General features: G+C 49.3%; 19 protein-coding genes. 12 read left to right on the top strand and 7 right to left on the bottom strand.

Features of this window, described 5'->3' with window-relative positions:
* Positions 1–519 precede the first annotated feature (519 nt).
* The 3 genes from ACQ0PY_RS10355 to ycgZ all read right to left on the bottom strand — a co-directional run bounded on the left by ACQ0PY_RS10355 (position 520) and on the right by ycgZ (position 1,443).
* Positions 520–786, bottom strand: coding sequence for a biofilm development regulator YmgB/AriR family protein (locus tag ACQ0PY_RS10355; protein WP_043001947.1), 267 nt, complete (start codon positions 784–786; stop codon positions 520–522).
* A 41-nt stretch (positions 787–827) separates the two neighbouring features.
* Entirely contained in the window at positions 828–1,133 is a 306-nt protein-coding gene (locus ACQ0PY_RS10350; protein ID WP_051642342.1) for a hypothetical protein, read from the bottom strand.
* A gap of 70 nt (positions 1,134–1,203) precedes the next feature.
* Positions 1,204–1,443: a regulatory protein YcgZ gene (ycgZ, locus tag ACQ0PY_RS10345; protein WP_043000940.1), complete on the bottom strand. Its 240-nt coding sequence runs from the start codon at positions 1,441–1,443 to the stop codon at positions 1,204–1,206.
* Between the two features lie 324 nt (positions 1,444–1,767).
* On the opposite strand from ycgZ, the gene ACQ0PY_RS10340 reads away from it, so the two are divergent.
* Positions 1,768–2,988, top strand: a complete 1,221-nt coding sequence (locus tag ACQ0PY_RS10340) for a diguanylate phosphodiesterase (protein ID WP_099434072.1) — start codon at positions 1,768–1,770, stop codon at positions 2,986–2,988.
* Positions 2,989–3,209: 221 nt separating this feature from the next.
* Positions 3,210–3,941 (top strand): MerR family transcriptional regulator, encoded by a 732-nt coding sequence (locus ACQ0PY_RS10335; RefSeq protein WP_061070222.1) that lies wholly within the window; start codon positions 3,210–3,212, stop codon positions 3,939–3,941.
* Between the two features lie 199 nt (positions 3,942–4,140).
* On the opposite strand, the gene ACQ0PY_RS10330 is transcribed toward ACQ0PY_RS10335, so the two are convergent.
* Together ACQ0PY_RS10330 and icd are read right to left on the bottom strand one after the other, a co-directional pair.
* A complete protein-coding gene (locus ACQ0PY_RS10330) occupies positions 4,141–4,350 on the bottom strand; it encodes a hypothetical protein (protein WP_224788339.1) in 210 nt (69 codons plus the stop codon).
* 470 nt (positions 4,351–4,820) lie between these two features.
* Positions 4,821–6,071: an NADP-dependent isocitrate dehydrogenase gene (gene icd / locus ACQ0PY_RS10325; protein WP_043000943.1), complete on the bottom strand. Its 1,251-nt coding sequence runs from the start codon at positions 6,069–6,071 to the stop codon at positions 4,821–4,823.
* Between the two features lie 171 nt (positions 6,072–6,242).
* Between icd and rluE the strand changes: the two genes are divergently transcribed.
* The 5 genes from rluE to purB are packed head-to-tail and all read left to right on the top strand — an operon-like array spanning position 6,243 to position 10,586.
* Complete coding sequence (gene rluE, locus ACQ0PY_RS10320) at positions 6,243–6,908, top strand: 23S rRNA pseudouridine(2457) synthase RluE (RefSeq protein WP_061070223.1); 666 nt, start codon at positions 6,243–6,245, stop codon at positions 6,906–6,908.
* 3 nt (positions 6,909–6,911) lie between these two features.
* On the top strand, positions 6,912–7,373 hold the full coding sequence (locus ACQ0PY_RS10315) for an NUDIX hydrolase (RefSeq protein ID WP_044265517.1): 462 nt from the start codon (positions 6,912–6,914) through the stop codon (positions 7,371–7,373).
* 54 nt (positions 7,374–7,427) lie between these two features.
* On the top strand, positions 7,428–8,534 hold the full coding sequence (gene mnmA, locus ACQ0PY_RS10310) for a tRNA 2-thiouridine(34) synthase MnmA (protein WP_044254911.1): 1,107 nt from the start codon (positions 7,428–7,430) through the stop codon (positions 8,532–8,534).
* A gap of 36 nt (positions 8,535–8,570) precedes the next feature.
* Complete coding sequence (gene hflD, locus ACQ0PY_RS10305) at positions 8,571–9,212, top strand: high frequency lysogenization protein HflD (protein ID WP_109740623.1); 642 nt, start codon at positions 8,571–8,573, stop codon at positions 9,210–9,212.
* A 3-nt stretch (positions 9,213–9,215) separates the two neighbouring features.
* A complete protein-coding gene (purB, locus tag ACQ0PY_RS10300) occupies positions 9,216–10,586 on the top strand; it encodes an adenylosuccinate lyase (RefSeq protein ID WP_109740180.1) in 1,371 nt (456 codons plus the stop codon).
* Between the two features lie 300 nt (positions 10,587–10,886).
* Here purB and ACQ0PY_RS10295 read toward each other — a convergent pair whose 3' ends face one another.
* Positions 10,887–12,197 carry an AppA family phytase/histidine-type acid phosphatase gene (locus ACQ0PY_RS10295; protein ID WP_109740179.1) on the bottom strand — a complete coding sequence of 437 codons (1,311 nt, stop codon included), beginning with the start codon at positions 12,195–12,197 and terminating at the stop codon, positions 10,887–10,889.
* A gap of 608 nt (positions 12,198–12,805) precedes the next feature.
* Between ACQ0PY_RS10295 and iraM the strand changes: the two genes are divergently transcribed.
* From iraM to roxA, 5 genes are all read left to right on the top strand, one after another.
* Positions 12,806–13,135 carry an anti-adapter protein IraM gene (iraM, locus tag ACQ0PY_RS10290; RefSeq protein ID WP_072185388.1) on the top strand — a complete coding sequence of 110 codons (330 nt, stop codon included), beginning with the start codon at positions 12,806–12,808 and terminating at the stop codon, positions 13,133–13,135.
* 618 nt (positions 13,136–13,753) lie between these two features.
* The gene (locus tag ACQ0PY_RS10285; protein WP_224788347.1) at positions 13,754–14,677 is read left to right on the top strand and encodes a lipid A deacylase LpxR family protein; all 924 of its coding nucleotides are present in this window, start codon (positions 13,754–13,756) and stop codon (positions 14,675–14,677) included.
* A gap of 1,048 nt (positions 14,678–15,725) precedes the next feature.
* Entirely contained in the window at positions 15,726–16,397 is a 672-nt protein-coding gene (phoP, locus tag ACQ0PY_RS10280) for a two-component system response regulator PhoP (protein WP_043000951.1), read from the top strand.
* On the top strand, positions 16,397–17,860 hold the full coding sequence (gene phoQ, locus ACQ0PY_RS10275) for a two-component system sensor histidine kinase PhoQ (protein ID WP_043000952.1): 1,464 nt from the start codon (positions 16,397–16,399) through the stop codon (positions 17,858–17,860). The genes phoP and phoQ overlap by 1 nt, the downstream gene beginning before the upstream one ends.
* 96 nt (positions 17,861–17,956) lie before the next feature.
* Complete coding sequence (gene roxA / locus ACQ0PY_RS10270; RefSeq protein WP_044254920.1) at positions 17,957–19,078, top strand: [50S ribosomal protein L16]-arginine 3-hydroxylase; 1,122 nt, start codon at positions 17,957–17,959, stop codon at positions 19,076–19,078.
* Positions 19,079–19,181: 103 nt separating this feature from the next.
* On the opposite strand, the gene pepT is transcribed toward roxA, so the two are convergent.
* Entirely contained in the window at positions 19,182–20,408 is a 1,227-nt protein-coding gene (gene pepT, locus ACQ0PY_RS10265; protein ID WP_043000954.1) for a peptidase T, read from the bottom strand.
* Between the last annotated feature and the right edge of the window lie 292 nt (positions 20,409–20,700).

Raw genomic sequence — 20,700 nt, 5'->3', positions numbered from 1 at the left:
CCTGAACATTCTGCACGTTTGTTCCAAACGTCACATTGATGATATAAAAGATAGCATCAGAAAAGGAAAGTATAATGACGCGCAGCCTTCTATATATGTTATACGTGACTTACGACTTTGCTCACACAAATAAGTTCGCTCACTCAAGGTAACGAATATCGCACCAGGAATATCTACATATTAATTGCAATGCATTTCAACGTGATATCAATGATACTGATGACTTTCTGCCTCGATCGCAGTTATATTTCAGGACGTCAATGTATTGGTTCTCGGTTAAAACACGTATCGTATTGCAGTATTCCCAAAGGAAATGTGTTCTAAAATGCTTTCCATTCCCCACCTGAGATAATTATCTGACAACCAGAGGTCGGCATGCGCTGACTGCACCTAGTTTTCGCTACGCATGATTTATTTTCCAGTTCAGGAAAACCAGGAACATAAGGTCGGCAATAATCGACTGACCCAACGCTGAGCATTTAAATAGAGCAGAAAATTGACTTCCCCCCGTTAAATACATCAAATATCGTCTATAGTATGTCCGACAACAATTTCCAGGGTTTTTCTTATCACATCTGCATGTACGATGTCATCCGTGACTTCCAGCGTTTGTATCAGAGATAAAATGATATTTTTGTTATTAATATGCTCACCCTTTATAAGAATATGGCGTATAGCTGCGCCCAAAACCATTGCTTCTTCAGCAAGGGCGTCGCCGGCATGACGAAAATAATCTGAAAGGACGTGATCAGGCAAAGCACTATAAATATCAGGTTGTTGTGTGATTGCTGTGTTCATCATTTTCACCATCATTAAAAGTTAAGCGTTTAGTGAATTTTTCCTTTTCCTGGCTTCAGGGTTGTCCCTGAAAGTGAGCGGACGGTGTCCATTTGACCGCTATGTCTGGATGTCGGTGTTGACGTTGCTTTATCAGCTATCACCGCTTCAATGTAAGAAATAATTAGCGGAAATACCTCTCGACGACGGGCGTCCATTTCAGTTTCCTGCATAACGCGGAGTTGAGTGACCAGGGCCATTGAATTCACCGCCGCTTTACGTTTCAGCAGCGTCAACACTGCCTGGCCGATAAGTTCGTCTGTGAGTTGTTCAATGTCACTTCTGTTCATCATCATTCTCTCTTCTGCCGTGTTGCCAGGGACAGGAACACAGCATCATGTTGATTCACGATTTTAATACGAGGGCTCAGCGCTCAAAAAGCAAACCAATCAGCGCGTTATAATGACCCTCCTCTTCTACACAGGTCGCTTTTTCCAGACGACCAAGTAATTTTGTACACAGTGTCTTGCGATTCAGATTGCGCCCGTCCATTAGAATTTCCACCACAATCTGCCCCAATGTTTCCTGCTGAGTCGGCAAATTGGCCTTACTGAAATACTGTGCAATGGCGTTAGCTGTATCTGAAATGTAACCATTTTGCTGCATGAGTCTCTCCTGTGCGAATCAGTAAAAGGTTAATGCTGCGTTATTCAAAGTTAGAAAAATTGTACACAAAACCTGTACAAATGCATGATTTCATTTTTGACAAAAAGTGCTAATGGTTTATTTTCAATAAGTTATAACTTATACATAGGTATTGTTCTGATAGTTATCTGTACACTACTTTGAGGCTCATTTTTTGGTGATGCCATCGCTATCCTCCACTTCCAACCCCACCTGCCACTTTTAAGTAAAACTTTCGTTAATTTAATGTGTTATATCTCCTCCATTCTGTTAGGGTTAAACATCATTCCTCAATGCCGGAAAATCATGCTCACTACCATTATCTACCGCAGTCATCTCTGTGATGACGTCCCGGTGAAGGCGCTCGAAAGTATGGTCGCCGCCGCTAACCTTACAAATGGGCGTGCTGACGTGACAGGCATTTTGCTGTTTAACGGCACACATTTTTTTCAGCTGCTTGAAGGCCCTGATGAAAACGTAAAGGCTATTTATCAGGCGATTTGTGAAGACAAGCGCCACTATAATGTTGTCGAACTGCTGTGCGATCACGGTCCCTCCCGCCGCTTTGGGAAAGTGGGAATGGAGCTTTTTGATTTACGGGAACATGATCGGGAGGAGGTATTACAGACCATTCTCGACAAGGGCACATCCCGATACCAACTTACCTACAACGACCGTGCGCTGCAGTTCTTCCGCACCTTCGTGGAAGCCACTGAAAAAGAGAATTATTTTGAGATCCCTCCCTCTGACACGTGGGATTTTATTGCGACCGAATCCGCTCGCACGATTCCCCTGACGTCAGTCAGTGAGGAGGCCAATTGCAGCTTTGCTTTTCAGCCCATCATCGATCCTTTTGCTCAGGAAATTGTCTCTCTGGAAGCGCTGCTGCGTACCCGTTCGGGTGATTCGCCACAGCGCTATTTTGACAATATTAAGGGCGACGATATTTATCTGGCCGACCTGGAAAGTAAGAAAGTCGCTTTTACACTGGCGACCTCACTGGGTCTGCGCGATCAGGTTTTGTCCGTGAATCTGTTGCCCATGACGTTGGTGAAGGTGCCGGATGCAGCCAGCTATTTGCTCAATGCCATTGCTGACAGTGGTCTTGTTCCGGAACAGATCATCGTTGAGTTCACTGAACGCGAGGTTATCTCCGAGTTTGAAGCCTTTACGGAGACGGTGAGAACCCTGAAATCCTCTGGGATCAGTATCGCCCTCGATCACTTTGGTGCCGGTTTTGGCGGTCTGCGGCTGCTGGCGCAGTTCCAACCCGATCGCATCAAAATTAATCGCGACCTCATTTGCGATGTTCATAAAAGCGGCCCACGACAGGCCATCATCCAGGCCATGATTAAGTGCTGTGCGTCTCTGGAAATTGCGATATCAGCCGTCGGGGTTGAAAAGCCCGAAGAATGGATGTGGCTGGAATCGGCGGGTATTTCTCAGTTCCAGGGGCATCTTTTTGCCGCGCCTTGCTTCTGTGGAATTCCACCGGTTGCATGGCCTGAGAAAAAAACACCGCTGTAATCCTCTTATTTCGCCTGCTGTATTCATGGCGGCAGGTGAACCTCGCTACACCATCAGGGGATGCTGTACACGTTTCCTGTCTCATCAGTCTTGTTTACCTGACGTTCATTATTTTTAGCTAGGCTTACTACGAGGCTGTTGTACAATAAATAATAAATTGTACAAACACGGCTGATTCGTTAGTTTGTAAGGAACGATTCGGTCCACGTATGAGGGACACTATGGGATTTTACAGCATAGGCGATGTCGCTGAACGATGCGGTATCAACCCCGTTACCCTGCGCGCCTGGCAACGGCGCTATGGATTGTTAAAGCCCCGGCGCAGCGAAGGCGGCCATCGTCAGTTTGATGAAGACGATATCCAGCGCATTGAAGAGATCAAGCGATGGATTAAAAGCGGTGTGCCGGTAAGCAAGGTCAAAGTGTTGCTGGAACAAAGCACTGTGGCAACCCATAATGACTGGACCACTTTGCAGGAAGAAATGATGGGCGTGCTGCGTTTTGCTCATCCGGACAGGTTACGGGCCAAAATCGGTGCTCTTGCCCGTGAGCATACTTCAGACGATCTTATCGATCACATTTTCGTTCCCGTACGCCAACGCCTTAACCTCGACCATAATACAGCCCGCATCATGTGCAGCTTGCTTGATGGCGTGCTGATTGAATTTGTGACCGCCTGTATGTCCGAAGCCCGCAAAAAAGCAGGCAAAGATGCGTTGTTGATTGGCTGGGATACCGAAGACCGCGCACGTCTGTGGCTGGAAGCCTGGCGTTTGTCTCAGCAAGGCTGGCACATCGCCGTACTGGCTGAACCGCTGGATTCTCCACGTCCGGAACTCTTTCCTGGACAACAGTTGTTTGTCTGGACCGGCATCGAACCGACCCGCCGCCAGCAGGAATTGCTTCAGCATTGGCACGAGCAGGGTTATTCGCTGGTCTTTCACCATCCCTGATGCCATCACCGTTCGTCCATGATCTCACCCTGAGTGACGCTGTTCATACTCCAATCTCCTTAATGTGGGAGAGATGAGCAGGATTGTTCCTTATGAGCGAAAAACGGCCTAAAGTTGTTGTTTCAAACATGCGAAGATGACCGATCTCCTGCCTGGTTTCAAAAGGACGACAGACTGCCAGTCCTGCGGGGAAATGACTTCAGCTCCAGCGCCCTTGTACATGGGCAATAACGCGTTGATGAGCGTTTGCCGCCGTAGCTTCAGTGATTTGTTTCGCCATTTCAGGAACAGCCCCACCACATACGGAGTACCAGACCTCACAACCGGCATTTAATCCCAGCCCCGCATACGTATTGCCACTGATAGCGATGGTTACGCCAGCGCGCAGATGTTGACGTAACGCATTCACCCGCTCAGTCGCTGCAGCAGGGCTATCCGGGACGCCAGGGATCTTGACCGCGCGAACACCTCAAATGATGAGAGACGACCGTGTAGTTCGCCCGTAAAGGTAAAATGCGTAATGCCATCTCTTTTTACCGTAAGGTTGGGTTTACCGAAGTGGGTGAACATATCTTCCAGGTTGGGCTGATCCGCAAAGAGATATCATTATGAAACGCTCAACTTGTGTTAGCTGAACAAACATTAAGACGCCCGCACCTGGCCCAGAACGGACCTAACTATTAACGAGCATCCACCACCAAAACTGAGAAATGACTAATGGGAACCGGGCAGTGGAGCTGTCATCTGATCGACCAGCCTACCCCAGACTACCAGGGGTTTTGATAACTTGTTTTGATAAAATTTTGATAACCGTTAGCAGCCTAACAAAAAACAACGGGAGCGTTACGCTCCCGTTAATAGATTTAACAATTATCGCTATTACATATTCGCGATGATCGCGTCACCAAACTCTGAACATTTCAGCAGCTTAGCGCCTTCCATCAGACGTTCGAAGTCATAGGTCACGGTCTTCGCGGCGATCGCGCCTTCCATGCCTTTAACAATCAGGTCTGCGGCTTCGAACCACTGCATGTGGCGTAACATCATCTCAGCGGACAGGATGATAGAGCCCGGGTTCACTTTGTCCTGGCCGGCGTATTTCGGCGCCGTACCGTGCGTTGCTTCAAACAGCGCACACTCGTCACCGATGTTAGCGCCAGGGGCGATACCAATACCACCTACCTGTGCTGCCAGGGCGTCAGAAATGTAGTCACCGTTCAGGTTCATACAGGCAATCACATCGTATTCCGCCGGGCGCAGCAGGATCTGTTGCAGGAACGCATCAGCGATCACATCTTTGACCACGATCTCTTTGCCGGTATTTGGATTCTTGATTTTCATCCACGGGCCGCCATCGATCAGTTCAGCGCCGAATTCGTCACGCGCTAACTGGTAACCCCAGTCTTTGAACGCGCCTTCGGTGAACTTCATGATGTTGCCTTTATGCACCAGGGTCAGAGAGTCACGGTCGTTAGTGATTGCATATTCGATCGCCGCGCGAACCAGACGCTTGGTCCCTTCTTCGGAGCATGGTTTGATACCGATACCGCAGTGTTCAGGGAAGCGAATTTTCTTCACGCCCATCTCTTCACGCAGGAATTTGATCACTTTTTCCGCATCTGCAGAATCCGCTTTCCACTCAATACCGGCGTAAATGTCTTCTGAGTTTTCACGGAAGATAACCATGTCGGTCAGTTCCGGATGTTTAACCGGGCTTGGAGTGCCCTGATAGTAACGAACAGGACGCAGGCAGACGTACAGGTCAAGTTCCTGACGCAGCGCAACGTTCAGAGAGCGAATACCGCCACCGACTGGGGTAGTCAGCGGGCCTTTAATCGCCACGCGGTAGTCACGAATCAGATCCAGGGTTTCAGCTGGCAGCCAGACGTCCTGGCCGTATACCTGGGTAGATTTCTCACCGGTGTAAATTTCCATCCAGGAGATTTTACGCTCGCCTTTATAGGCTTTCTCGACAGCGGCATCGACCACTTTCAGCATGGCAGGGGTTACGTCAACACCGATACCGTCGCCTTCGATAAACGGGATAATCGGATTCTCAGGAACGTTGAGTTTGCCGTTTTGCAGGGTGATCTTCTTACCTTCCGCCGGAACAACTACTTTGCTTTCCATTCACCTCTCCTTCGAGCGCTTCTGGTTTGCTCGTCTGTCATCGCGCTGCATGTGCCTTTGCGTCCTGCTGCACGACTGCGTTAGAGCAATTTTTTGTTAATGTTTTGTAATGAGCATGTCAATACTACCCTAATGTTCGCTGCCATGAAAGACACTCGTTATTAGGCTATAATGCGGCAATTGATAAGATCTGAAAATACCATGCAAAAAACTTCTTTTAGAAATCACCGGGTTGAGCGATTCAGCCAACGACAAGTCACTAAGCCCCGGAAAGAAAACCAGCCAAAACGCGTGGTTTTGTTCAATAAACCTTACGATGTTTTGCCACAATTTACCGACGAGGCCGGACGCCGCACGTTAAAAGATTTTATTCCTGTGCAGGGCGTATATGCCGCAGGTCGTCTCGACAGAGACAGCGAAGGGTTGCTGGTGCTCACCAATGACGGCGCATTGCAGGCGCGTCTGACACAACCCGGCAAGCGCACCGGGAAAATTTACTATGTACAGGTGGAAGGCGAACCGACAGTGGAAGCGCTGGAAGCGTTGCGCAATGGCGTGACGCTGAACGATGGTCCTACCCTGCCCGCAGGAGTTGAGATCGTCGAGGAACCTGAGTGGCTGTGGCCGCGCAATCCGCCGATTCGCGAACGTAAAAGCATCCCCACCGCCTGGCTGAAAGTGACCTTATATGAAGGGCGTAACCGCCAGGTGCGGAGAATGACCGCGCACGTTGGCTTCCCCACACTGCGCCTGATCCGCTATGCGATGGGTGATTACACCCTGGGAAACCTGAGCAACGGTGAATGGCGGGATGTCACTGATCAAAAGAAAGGATAAATCATGTTCAAACCGCACGTCACGGTCGCCTGCATCGTCCATGCAGAGGATAAGTTTTTAATTGTTGAAGAGACCATCAACGGTAAAGCGCTGTGGAACCAGCCCGCCGGACATCTGGAAGCCGACGAAACGTTAGTCCAGGCCGCCACGCGTGAACTGTGGGAAGAGACCGGCATCCAGGCGCAGCCTCAGCACTTCATTCGCATGCATCAGTGGATTGCGCCGGACAATACGCCGTTTTTGCGTTTCCTGTTTTCGATTGAACTTGCCAATATGTGCGACACCGAACCCCATGACAGCGATATCGACTGCTGCCGGTGGGTGAGCGCCGACACCATCCTTACCGCCCCAAACCTGCGTTCTCCGCTGGTTGCCGAAAGTGTTCGTTGCTATCAAAACGGCGTGCGTTACCCACTGGAGACGATCGGCGCATTTAACTGGCCGTTTACAGAGGGTGTCAACTAAAAGGGGTGCGTGATAGAATACGCCGCCTTGAAGTTCAATGTCGTGAGTATTCCAATGTCAGAAAGCCCAAAAAAAGTGATCGTCGGCATGTCCGGCGGTGTCGATTCCTCCGTTTCCGCCTGGCTGTTGCAACAACAGGGTTATCAGGTAGAAGGCCTGTTCATGAAGAACTGGGAAGAGGACGACGGTGAGGAATATTGCACAGCGGCCGCCGATCTGGCTGACGCTCAGGCCGTTTGCGACAAGCTCGGCATTGAACTGCATACCGTAAACTTTGCCGCAGAATACTGGGATAACGTCTTTGAGCTCTTCCTTGAAGAGTACAAAGCTGGCCGTACGCCGAATCCGGATATTCTGTGCAATAAAGAGATCAAATTTAAAGCCTTCCTGGAGTTCGCTGCAGAAGATCTGGGCGCTGATTATATCGCTACCGGGCATTATGTCCGCCGGGCAGATGTCGACGGCAAAAGTCGCCTGCTTCGCGGCTTAGATAGCAATAAAGATCAGAGCTACTTCCTCTACACGCTGGGCCATGAGCAGATCGCACAAAGTCTGTTCCCGGTCGGCGAACTGGAAAAACCGCAGGTGCGCAAAATTGCCGAAGACCTGGGACTGGTTACCGCGAAGAAAAAAGATTCTACCGGCATTTGCTTTATCGGCGAACGTAAGTTCCGCGAATTTCTGGGCCGTTATCTGCCAGCGCAGCCGGGTAAAATCATTACCGTGGACGGCGAAGAGATTGGTCAGCATCAGGGGCTGATGTACCACACGCTAGGTCAGCGTAAAGGTCTGGGCATCGGTGGCACCAAAGAAGGCACGGAAGATCCGTGGTATGTGGTGGATAAAGACGTTGAGAACAACATTCTGGTGGTCGCTCAGGGTCATGAGCATCCGCGTCTGATGTCCGTCGGCCTGATTGCGCAGCAACTACACTGGGTTGATCGCCTGCCGTTCACCGGCACAATGCGTTGCACAGTGAAAACCCGCTACCGCCAGACTGATATTCCGTGCACCGTCAAAGCGCTGGACGCCGAACGCGTAGAAGTGATGTTTGACGAGCCGGTTGCCGCCGTCACGCCGGGCCAGTCAGCGGTCTTCTATAACGGCGAAGTGTGCCTCGGTGGCGGTATTATCGAGCAGCGACTGCCCCTGCCGGTATAATTATTCTTAACAGACTGATACAAGGAAGCAGTGACCGTGGCAAAGAATTATTATGACATCACCCTCGCACTGGCTGGGATCTGCCAGTCTGCACGCCTGGTGCAACAACTGGCGCACCAGGGACATTGTGATGCCGATGTGCTCCACGTCTCACTGAACAGCGTTATCGATATGAACCCCAGCTCAACGCTGGGCGTGTTCGGCGGCAGCGAGGCGAATCTGCGTCTCGGCCTGGAAACCCTGCTCGGCGTACTGAATGCCAGCAGCCGTCAGGGGCTGAACGCGGAATTGACCCGCTACACGCTAAGTCTGATGGTACTCGAGCGTAAACTCACCGCCGCCAAAGGTGCTCTGGATACACTGGGCGAGCGGATCAACGGCCTGCAACGCCAGCTCGATCACTTTGATCTGCAATCCGAAACGCTGATGAGCGCGATGGCCGGAATTTATGTCGATGTCATCAGCCCGCTCGGTCCGCGCATTCAGGTGACCGGTTCCCCTGCTGTATTGCAGAGCCCGCAGGTACAGGCCAAGGTTCGCGCCTCGCTTCTGGCCGGCATTCGCGCTGCCGTGCTCTGGCACCAGGTTGGCGGTGGACGTCTGCAGCTCATGTTTTCTCGTAATCGCCTGACCACTCAGGCAAAACAAATTCTTGCTCATTTAACCCCGGAGTTGTGATCTATGGAATTATCCTCACTGACCGCCGTTTCCCCTGTCGATGGACGCTACGGCGATAAAGTCAGCGCGCTGCGCGGGATTTTCAGCGAATACGGTTTGCTGAAATACCGCGTACAGGTAGAAGTACGCTGGCTGCAAAAACTGGCCGCGCACGCAGCGATCAAGGAAGTTCCTGCTTTTGCTGCCGACGCAATCGGTTTCCTCGACGCTATCGTCGCGAACTTCAATGAAGAAGATGCCGCGCGTATTAAAACTATCGAGCGCACCACCAACCACGACGTCAAGGCGGTTGAGTATTTCCTGAAAGAAAAAGTGGCGAATGTGCCGGAACTGCATGCAGTATCCGAATTCATTCACTTTGCATGCACCTCGGAAGACATCAATAACCTGTCTCACGCGCTGATGCTGAAAACCGCCCGCGATGAAGTGGTGCTGCCTTACTGGCGTCAACTGATCGACGCGGTCAAAGATCTGTCCGTACAGTATCGCGACATTCCCCTGCTCTCCCGTACCCACGGCCAACCGGCTACGCCGTCAACGCTGGGTAAAGAGATGGCCAACGTCGCTTATCGTATGGAGCGTCAGTTCCGCCAGCTTAATCAGGTGGAAATTCTCGGTAAAATCAACGGTGCCGTCGGCAACTATAACGCCCACATCGCCGCTTACCCGGAAGTAGACTGGCATCAGTTCAGCGAAGAGTTCGTCACCTCGCTGGGTATCCAGTGGAACCCGTACACCACACAGATCGAGCCGCACGACTACATTGCCGAACTGTTTGACTGCATCGCCCGCTTTAACACCATTTTGATCGATTTCGATCGTGACGTCTGGGGCTACATCGCGCTGAACCACTTCAAACAGAAAACCATTGCCGGTGAGATTGGTTCTTCCACCATGCCGCACAAAGTGAACCCAATCGACTTCGAAAACTCCGAGGGCAACCTGGGTCTGTCTAATGCGGTATTGCAACATCTGGCGAGCAAACTGCCGGTTTCCCGCTGGCAGCGCGATCTGACGGACTCCACCGTTCTGCGTAACCTGGGTGTGGGTATCGGCTATGCGCTGATCGCCTACCAGTCCACGTTGAAAGGGGTAAGCAAGCTGGAAGTGAACCGCGACCATCTGCTGGACGAACTGGATCATAACTGGGAAGTACTGGCAGAGCCGATCCAGACCGTGATGCGTCGTTACGGTATTGAAAAGCCGTACGAAAAGCTGAAAGAGTTAACCCGTGGAAAACGTGTCGACGCGGAAGACATGAAGCAATTCATCGACAGCCTGCCGCTGCCGGATGACGAGAAAACCCGCCTGAAAGCCATGACTCCGGCCAATTATATTGGTCGAGCCATCACCATGGTGGATGAGCTGAAATAATCACTTGCCCGGTGACACGACGTCACCGGGCCGACTTTCGCGCATGGCTCGCGCCGCCCCCGGCACGTCCCTTCCCCGGTTTACGAAATATTGATCCCCACAACACCATCATCAGCACAAACTACGCAGACAAAAAACAGTATCAAAACAAAACATTATATTAATACCGAGACATTAGAGAAGGATTTGCTCCCAAATCCTGCCCCAAAACGCGCACCTGAAATTCCCAAAACTTCGCTTTTAAACGTTCACCTGTTTGCCACTACCGTTCTTAATCTCCCTATTCTCTACGAATTATATTTAACGGTTTACATCAGCCATCACTGCACATTGTGGAATACGTGCTGTCTGCACAATATCAATAAAATGCTTTAATGGACACATACCCTCAGGATTTTTATCCTGACAAGAGGGCAACGTAAGCACAATCTTGTTTGGGAGAGACGAAGATGAAAAAGGTTTAAACTCACGCATTTGTTGAAGAGTCTGATAAACAAACGAAATTTGAATCCAGTCGGTGTTATCACTCACTCGCGTCCATCTTTCGAAAACCAGCTCCCCGCCAGGAGGTGTATTATCTGGCTGCCCAGGTAGAGACCAGTTAAGATCAAATACCCCACTGAGATTTGCAAGATTGGTATCATGACCAGCAATAAACAATAATGAGACGGGTAATTTAATTCCGTAATGATTTTCTGTTGACCCATCACTCACTAATGCTTCGCTGATCAAATCGAGTAATGGTGTTGCTCTGCTGCGGGCAACTTCGGGAGTTCTTTGCAAAAGGTCAAACTGAGCATTATGCAGACTTAATAATGCTGTCCATTCTTTCTCCCCGTGAATTCGTCCCCACGCAACCTCTGGCATTCCCTGCGCCTCTTGCAATAGAAATATTTCCGTCAGCATGGAAGAAAGACTCCACGCGCCAGATAATGCAACGGTATCCGCAGAAACCCTGAGTTCTGAAGGTAAGGTTCCTGGTAGCGTGCAACCAGACTGGCTTGCTGATCGGCATGCTGCTGACCGGGAGAAATTGAGAACCTGTTCCAGAGTACGGAATGCAGAGTCATAACGCTGAGTGTACCGTTCAATGTTTCCTTCGGCACGTGTCAGAATCGCTTCCTGAGTTTTTTGTACATTAAAAGCGCACACCCCCATTTTTACTGGATTAAAAAGAGGATCTTTTTTATCGTGATCTTTTTGATAATGAACCTTATTTTTACATCCCGGCGCAAATCCAGCCAGAAATGCCTCACCGGTTTTACGAGTGCGCTGATCGGTATCGGCAATAACTGCCACCTGTTCTGGTGACGGACATACATTACTTTCCAGAACGCCGTTATCGATTAATACTTTTTGTTGATATCGTCCCATTTCGGTGACGAGCTCACCACCCCGAGCCGTCAACCAGCCCAGGGGAACATCCCATTGCGGCCAATGGTAAGGTGTGATTTCCTGCATCAATGGGGTGAACTTTGTTGGTGCTCTTACACCGTGGCGACTTACTATCACAACTCGTTCAAGCTTCATGTCATCTGGCACTTCCGCCTGTAATGGGAAAGAACCAAACATGAATATAAACATTATTAATCGAAAAAGTAGCGTATTCATTGCCAGCCAACCTTATAGTTAATGAACCATAAATAGTTAACATAGGGATTACTGTATAATCATCTTATCACATAAACATTCATCCCACGCCACTATTCCAATGAACCTCATCGCATAAGAAAGAGAGACCACTACCAGGCCGACGCCGTTATTTTTCACTACGCGAAAGCCTTCTTCCATTAGCGCCCACGAGAGACATAACCACGACTTAACGTGATAACTGGCCTCCCAGGTGCAACATGATTTGTACTAGTCATAAGAATCGACCTTCAACATACAGGCTGTATCACCATCTCTAAAGAAAAGGATAAGGCATGTCACTATGCACAATGACAAATAGGGGTATCACAGATTAAATAATTCACTCTCACCCTGAAAAAATCTATGTTTATAATTTGACCACCAATTTTATAAAGACTTATAAAAAAGAAATACAAATATTAAAAAAGTGAAACAAAAAGATTCAACAAAAGATCGTTATAATAATAAAATCAATAACTCACGAACAAAAACACCATAAAAAAATGATCTTTTTCAATGAGTTATCAAAAAACAACTACACTTTTCATCTATGAAAAATTGTCATTAGTAATGTTAAGGTCTCTAATATGGAATGGTTAGTTGTTGACACTATTGTCTGTTCTTCGAGTGGAATTTCATTTTCAATCCTCTGGTGTAAAATAAAGCTTATTATTTGGTATGAATCTGATGTTTTCCTTCCTCCAGGTTCCAGTGTCTCGCAGACTGACTCAGGGATTTACATTGACGGGAAATTTTTTCCATTGACAATTTATAACGTCACTCCCTTTAACAAGATCTTCTGGAAAATAATCGAGTGCAGCAATGAATGTCCTGGAAGGCAAAGCATTAAAGGAGCCCAATGTACAAGTGCTCTACACTGCAGAATAGCCATTTGTCCGTACGGATTGATAAAATAGTGTGTTCTCATAGCCATGTTACACTCTATCATCACGCAAAAAAGAAACAAAATGATAATAATATGAAAAGATCAGCATAATTAGCCTATGACACATTGAATAAACCTTCGTTATTTATTACAGTGTTCTTGCGAAATTCAGATGTGTTTAATATTCTTCCCAATGGTTTACCGCATAGCAATATGCGGTTTTTTTTGCATAAAAAAGCATAACCAAAATGAACATATTCATTGCAGTAGAGTCGATGACATGCATCATATCCCGCGCTTCAGGACAGGAATAACACTCATTTATCTTTCTGCTTTACAGAAAAAAAAACAATATCCCCCCGTAAAAACGCACAACTCCATCAAGAACATCCCATATATGCAATAAATACGGAAGAGTTTTTCAAAAGTGCATGACTGTTCATATCCATCCCTCCTGAAAAAACTTTTACCACACATAAGCCATATAAAGCGATAAAAAAAATAACACATTAACCACATTTTATTGCAGAAAGGCAGGTGTTTATTTTATGTTAATTTATGAAAGAAGTAATACCTGGCCGATTAAAAAAGGGAAATTCTCAGGAGGCTGCTTATGAATAAGTCATTAACCCGCATTGCGTTATTCACAATGTTTTTCATGACACCTGTTGTTCAGGCTGATAGCATCGCATTATCATTGTCAAATGATGACGCAGGTATCTTTCAGCCTGCGCTTAACAAAATTTATAGTCATAAAGATGAAGCTCGCGATGATTATACACAAGGTCTCTTCCTGGGTTATAGCCATGATGTTACAGACTCAAGCCAGTTATCGTTTCATATCGCACAAGATATCTACTCACCATCAGGAGACAATAAGCGGTTACCGACAGCAATAACCGGAGACAGAGCTTTTAGTGCATTTCTGTACACGGGTGTTGAATGGAATTCTTTAGCGACTAGCTGGTTTCGCTATCGCCTGGGGACAGACGTCGGCGTGATAGGACCAGATGCTGGCGGTCAACAAGTTCAGAATAAAGCTCATCAAATGATTAATGCTGAAAAATATCAAGCATGGGATGATCAAATCGAAAATCGCTATGGATATACGGTTAAAGGAATGCTATCGCTGACTCCTGATGTGGATATCCTGGGAACGAATGTTGGTATTTATCCAGAAATATCCGCGGTAAGCGGAAATCTTTTTGAATATGTAGGATACGGTGCAACGCTTGCCATAGGCAATGACAAAACCCTGAACTCAGATAACGGGTATGGTCTGCTTGCGACTCGTGGGTTAATGCATACATCAAAAAATGATGGTTTAATATACAAGATATTTGCCGGGATGGAACGTCGGGAAGTTGACCGTAACTATACATTACAAGGAAAAACGCTTCAGACCCGAAATGAAACCGTCTCCCTTAATCATACCGTTGATGAATATCGCATCGGAGCCACTTTAGGTTATTCTCCGGTCGCTTTTACCTTATCTTTTAATCGTGTATCACCGGAGTTTAAAACTGGAAAAGATTATTCATTTGTCAACGGTTCTGTGACCTTCCTCTTTTAATCATCCGCCAAAACATAACGATAAGTATCTGCGGGGCTGTCGCTGATAAGTGGCAGTCCGCACACTTTTATATGCTTTTCACCCTCACCGCGACCTATAATCCCTGGAGATACAGATGAAGTTTCACTCCCTCAGTTATCTGTGAGAAAGATTAAGTGACCGCGAATACTATAACCTGACCGTACATTTCCCCGGACAGTCCTGCCCATCATGCCTGTCCGTCTGCATGGCAATATAGGGTAACCCTGCAATGCCAGAATTCATCAAAAAAGGTCGCTCCCCTTCAACAGTAAATAAACAAATGGCAGTTTTATCGTAAATGCTGAAGCTTGCGAACAGAAGTCAGTTTATATTACATGCACCTTATGAGGGGGTATCGAGGCTCCAGCTCGTTAAAACAGATCCCGATCCACTTTTACTTCATGAGTATCAGGCGCTGATCTTGGCACTTCCCCACAAACTTGCCTTCATCATTATAGTGGCAACACACACGGGGATAAGACCAGGGGAAATATGTGCGCTGGCCTGGGAGGATGTAGACCTGAAAAAGGTGAGATCCATGTATCCAGAGACCAGACGAATAAACATTTGTGTGTTCCGCCCATAACGGTTGCTGGCATAAGAACGTCGCGTTGTCTTTATCCCCGGATCGGGTTCATACACTAAAGAAGGTTTCTTTTCCAAATACTCGATTTCCTGCAGCGGGAAACGTGGTACTAAACTTTCAGGTATCTGGCAGAGAAATGCCTGTCAGTCACGGCATAATTATGCTGGCTGGATGCTAATGGCCGCAGCGAACCCTTCATTCATTGCCCGCCAGATGGGGCATGAAGATGCTCGCATGGTGTGTGAGGTTTATTCTACGTGGATTGGTGACATGACCCAGGACCAGGTCAGCCTGCGGAATAATCAAATGCCAACAGCATTGCTCCAGGGATTATCCCAAGGGCGGGGCCTGATAAAAAAGTCATTTAATTTCATTGTGCTGGTTTCAACTTACATAATCAGCGTTAAACTATTCATACCGTAAATAGAGTGAGAAAAGATGATGCGTGTACTGGTTGTTGAGGATAATGCGTTATTACGTCATCACCTGAAAGTTCAGCTTCAGGATGCCGGACATCAGGTTGACGACGCCGAAGATGCCAAAGAGGCCGATTATTACCTTAACGAACACTTGCCTGACATCGCTATCGTCGATTTGGGTCTTCCGGATGAAGATGGACTTTCACTGATCCGCCGCTGGCGGAGCAATGACGTTTCTCTCCCGGTTCTCGTCCTGACCGCCCGTGAAAGCTGGCAGGACAAAGTGGAAGTGCTGAGCGCAGGTGCAGATGACTACGTCACCAAGCCGTTCCATATTGAGGAAGTCGCCGCGCGGATGCAGGCGCTGATGCGCCGTAACAGCGGCCACGCTTCGCAGATTATCTCTATTCCGCCTTTTCAGGTTGATCTCTCGCGCCGCGAACTCTCGGTCAATGATGAAGTGATCAAACTGACCGCGTTTGAGTACACCATCATGGAAACGCTGATCCGCAATAATGGCAAAGTGGTCAGCAAAGACTCGCTGATGTTGCAGCTGTATCCGGACGCCGAGCTACGTGAAAGCCACACTATCGACGTGCTGATGGGCCGCCTGCGTAAAAAAATACAGGCGCAGTATCCGGATGAAGTCATTACCACTGTGCGGGGTCAGGGATATCTTTTTGAATTGCGCTGATGAATAAACTGTTGCGTCATCTTTTTCCGTTGTCACTGCGCCTGCGTTTTCTGCTGGCCACCGCAGGCGTAGTGCTGGTGCTTTCTCTGGCCTATGGCATGGTTGCGCTGGTCGGCTACAGCGTGAGTTTCGATAAGACCACGTTTCGTCTGCTGCGCGGCGAAAGTAATCTCTTTTATACGCTTGCAAAATGGGAAGGTAATAAGATCCACGTCGAACTTCCCGAGCACCTCGACATGCAGAGTCCCACGATGTCGCTGATCTATGATGAGAACGGCAAACTGCTGTGGGCCCAGCGTAACGTCCCCTGGCTGGTCAGACTGATTCAGCCCGACTGGCTGAAAAGCAATGGTTTTCATGAAATAGAAGCCGACATCAGCGCCAGCAGCTCGCTGCTCAATGACGATCACTCCGTTCAGGAACGATTGAAAGAGGTTCGGGAAGATGACGACGACGCCGAAATGACCCACTCGGTGGCGGTTAACGTCTACCCGGCTACCGCGCGCATGCCGCAACTGACGATTGTGGTGGTAGACACCATTCCGATTGAGCTTAAACGTTCGTATATGGTCTGGAGCTGGTTTATTTATGTGCTGGCTGCCAACCTGTTGCTGGTCATTCCCCTGCTCTGGGTGGCGGCATGGTGGAGTTTGCGCCCCATTGAAGCACTGGCTCGTGAGGTGCGCGAACTGGAAGAACACCACCGCGAACAGCTTAACCCTGCAACGACGCGGGAATTGACCAGCCTGGTGCGTAACCTGAACCGCCTGTTGAAAAGCGAGCGCGAACGTTATGACAAATACCGCACCACGCTGACCGATCTCACCCACAGCCTGAAGACGCCGCTCGCCGTGCTGCAAAGTACGTTGCGTTCGATGCGTAGCGATAAGATGAGCGTCAGCGAGGCAGAACCGGTAATGCTCGAACAGATCAGCCGGATTTCACAGCAAATCGGCTACTATCTGCATCGCGCCAGTATGCGCGGCGGGGGTGTCCTGCTGAGCCGCGAGCTGCATCCGGTCGCACCGCTACTGGATAATCTCACCTCGGCGCTGAACAAAGTGTATCAGCGTAAAGGCGTGAACATTAGCCTCGATATCTCACCGGAAATCAGCTTTGTCGGCGAGCAGAACGATTTTGTCGAGGTGATGGGCAACGTGCTGGATAATGCCTGCAAGTACTGTCTCGAGTTTGTTGAGATTTCTGCCCGCCAGACCGACGATCATCTGTACATCGTGGTGGAAGATGACGGTCCAGGGATCCCACTCAGCAAGCGCGATCTGGTCTTTGACCGCGGTCAACGCGTGGATACGATGCGTCCGGGGCAAGGGGTCGGGTTGGCCGTGGCGCGTGAAATTACCGAGCAATACGATGGCAAAATCGTTGCCAGCGACAGCCTGCTCGGCGGTGCACGTATGGAAGTCATTTTTGGACATCAACAGCCGGGGCCGAAAGACGACTAAACCAAAATGTAATAAATATGAGCCAACTGCACGCATCTGGTTAAGCATCCGTTATAATCGGTGACAGATACCCGCCCCAGCCTGTGGAAGCTCAATATGGAATACCAATTAACACTCAACTGGCCCGAATTTCTTGAACGTCACTGGCAAAAGCGCCCAGTGGTGTTAAAACGCGGCTTTAATAACTTCATCGATCCCCTCTCCCCTGACGAACTGGCAGGGCTGGCGATGGAAAGTGAAGTCGATAGCCGCCTGGTAAGCCATCAGGATGGCAAATGGCAGGTAAGCCATGGTCCGTTCGAAAGCTATGACCATCTCGGCGAGAATAACTGGTCGTTACTGGTGCAGGCGGTGAACCACTGGCATGAGCCAACCGCCGCGCTGATGCGCCCCTTCCGCGCCCTGCCTGACTGGCGTATCGACGATCTGATGATCTCATTCTCGGTCCCTGGCGGCGGCGTAGGTCCCCATCTCGATCAGTATGATGTGTTTATCATTCAGGGAACCGGTCGTCGTCGCTGGCGCGTGGGTGAGAAGTTGCAGATGAAGCAGCACTGCCCGCATCCGGACCTGCTGCAGGTCGATCCTTTTGAAGCCATCATCGATGAAGAACTGGAGCCGGGCGATATTCTCTACATTCCGCCAGGATTCCCGCATGAAGGCTATGCGCTGGAAAACGCGATGAACTATTCCGTCGGTTTCCGCGCACCAAACACCCGTGAACTGATCAGCGGGTTTGCCGACTACGTCCTGCAACGTGAGCTGGGCAGTACTTATTACAGCGACCCGGACATGCCGTCGCGTGAGCATCCTGCTGACGTCCTGCCGCAGGAAATGGACAAACTGCGCACTATGATGCTGGATCTGATTAATCAGCCGGAGCATTTTAAACAGTGGTTTGGCGAGTTTATCTCCCAGTCGCGTCATGAACTGGATATTGCGCCGCCGGAGCCGCCGTATCAACCTGATGAAATCTACGATGCCCTGAAACAAGGCGATGTGCTGGTGCGTCTGGGGGGGTTACGGGTACTGCGTGTGGGTGATGACGTTTATGCCAACGGCGAGAGAATTGATTCTCCGCACCGTCCGGCGCTGGAAGCCCTTGCCAGCCATATCGTGCTGACTGCAGAGAACTTTGGTGACGCGCTGGAAGATCCATCGTTCCTCGCGATGCTGGCAGCCCTGGTCAACAGCGGGTACTGGTTCTTCGAAGGGTAACATTGAAATGATGCCGGATGGCGGCGCTAACGCGTCTTATCCGGCCTACGGTTCACATGTCCTGTAGGCCAGATAAGCGTCGCGTCAACTGGCATCAACCACGCTACGACCGCTTCGCCGTTAATTCGGCAATCCGCACAATCACCTGCACCGCTTTTTCCATCCCTTCCAGCGTCACAAACTCATGCTTGCCATGATAGTTGTAGCCGCCAGTGAACAGATTCGGGCACGGTAATCCCATGAAAGAGAGCTGTGCGCCGTCGGTACCGCCGCGAATCGGCTTCATATCTGGTTGAATATCGCAGTCACGCATCGCCTGCTGTGCGATATCCAGAACATGCGGATGCTCAACCACTTTTTCGCGCATATTGTAATAACTGTCTTCAATCACCAGTTCAATATAGCAGTCCGGATGCAGCCCCTTCCCGACCTTCCTGGCAATCTCCATCATCTTACGTTTGCGCGCTTCAAACTGTTTGCGGTCGAAGTCGCGAATGATGTAGTGCATATCGGCGCGATCCACGGTGCCTTTCATGCTCGCCAGATGGTAGAAGCCCTCATATCCTTCAGTCATTTCCGGGCTTTCATCCGCAGGAACCTCGGCGTGAATACGCGCCGCCAGCGATAATGCGTTGACCATCACGCCTTTTGCCGTCCCCGGATGCACGTTATTGCCGACGATTTTGATATTCACCGAAGCGGCATTGAAGTTCTCAAACTCAAGTTCACCCACGCCGCCGCCGTCGACGGTATAGGCCCATTTGGCGTCAAAGGCTGCTACATCAAAGTGTTTCGCCCCTTTGCCCACCTCTTCGTCCGGTGTAAAAGCGACGCGAATATCGCCATGCGGAATATTTTTATGCTTCAGTACCGCCAGCGCGGTCATGATTTCCGCCACACCCGCTTTGTCGTCCGCCCCCAGCAGCGTTTTGCCGTCGGTGGTGATCAGCGTTTGACCAAGCAACTGATGCAGCACCGGGAACATCACCGGCGACAACACTTCATCACCAATGCCCAGCGCGATATCACCGCCGCGATAGTTCTCCACGATCTGCGGATTTACGTGCTTACCGCTGAAATCCGGTGAGGTATCCACATGGGAAATGAAGCCAATAGCAGGGATATCGCCAGGGACATTCGCCGGCAACGTTGCCATCAGCGTCCCTTTGTCACTTAACGTCACATTGACCAGCTCCATCTCTTCGAGCTGCTGTTTGAGCAAATTTAATAACTTCCACTGTCCCTCGGTACTGGGAACCTGTCTCACACCCGCTTTCGATTGGGTATCCAATGAAACGTAGTGTAAAAAACGCTCAAGTAGTTTATCCATGCAGTCACCCTCACTATTTGTGACAACATTATCAGTAAGCCACAAAAGACAAATATTGCGTCAGGTCACTTTTATCCCCGCAAACGAGAATATTTCGCTTCCGGACCCCTTTATTCAGGAAATATATCCACAAAAGCGTACAGGATGCATCGCGGCGGCAAGCGATTGAATCCCCCAGGCGCGAACAAACCGTACGTGACTGGGGTATGTGAGTGCAGTCTACAAACAGGCAGTCTGAAGGATGAAGTGTAGAGTAATTAGCAACAAACATTGGCGATGACAACGGTTTGCC

It is taken from the genome of Citrobacter sp. LST-B2 (assembly GCF_057983045.1).
The sequence above is the reverse complement of the archived record's forward strand: the minus strand, read 5'-3'. Positions and strand labels throughout refer to the sequence as shown.

Coding starts and splice junctions, on each gene's coding strand:
- ACQ0PY_RS10350 (WP_051642342.1), bottom strand. CDS start 1,133: ATGATGATGAACAGAAGTGACATTGAACAACTCACAGACGAACTTATC.
- ycgZ (WP_043000940.1), bottom strand. CDS start 1,443: ATGCAGCAAAATGGTTACATTTCAGATACAGCTAACGCCATTGCACAG.
- ACQ0PY_RS10340 (WP_099434072.1), top strand. CDS start 1,768: ATGCTCACTACCATTATCTACCGCAGTCATCTCTGTGATGACGTCCCG.
- ACQ0PY_RS10335 (WP_061070222.1), top strand. CDS start 3,210: ATGGGATTTTACAGCATAGGCGATGTCGCTGAACGATGCGGTATCAAC.
- icd (WP_043000943.1), bottom strand. CDS start 6,071: ATGGAAAGCAAAGTAGTTGTTCCGGCGGAAGGTAAGAAGATCACCCTG.
- rluE (WP_061070223.1), top strand. CDS start 6,243: ATGCGGCAATTGATAAGATCTGAAAATACCATGCAAAAAACTTCTTTT.
- ACQ0PY_RS10315 (WP_044265517.1), top strand. CDS start 6,912: ATGTTCAAACCGCACGTCACGGTCGCCTGCATCGTCCATGCAGAGGAT.
- mnmA (WP_044254911.1), top strand. CDS start 7,428: ATGTCAGAAAGCCCAAAAAAAGTGATCGTCGGCATGTCCGGCGGTGTC.
- purB (WP_109740180.1), top strand. CDS start 9,216: ATGGAATTATCCTCACTGACCGCCGTTTCCCCTGTCGATGGACGCTAC.
- ACQ0PY_RS10295 (WP_109740179.1), bottom strand. CDS start 12,197: ATGAATACGCTACTTTTTCGATTAATAATGTTTATATTCATGTTTGGT.
- iraM (WP_072185388.1), top strand. CDS start 12,806: ATGGAATGGTTAGTTGTTGACACTATTGTCTGTTCTTCGAGTGGAATT.
- ACQ0PY_RS10285 (WP_224788347.1), top strand. CDS start 13,754: ATGTTTTTCATGACACCTGTTGTTCAGGCTGATAGCATCGCATTATCA.
- phoP (WP_043000951.1), top strand. CDS start 15,726: ATGCGTGTACTGGTTGTTGAGGATAATGCGTTATTACGTCATCACCTG.
- phoQ (WP_043000952.1), top strand. CDS start 16,397: ATGAATAAACTGTTGCGTCATCTTTTTCCGTTGTCACTGCGCCTGCGT.
- roxA (WP_044254920.1), top strand. CDS start 17,957: ATGGAATACCAATTAACACTCAACTGGCCCGAATTTCTTGAACGTCAC.
- pepT (WP_043000954.1), bottom strand. CDS start 20,408: ATGGATAAACTACTTGAGCGTTTTTTACACTACGTTTCATTGGATACC.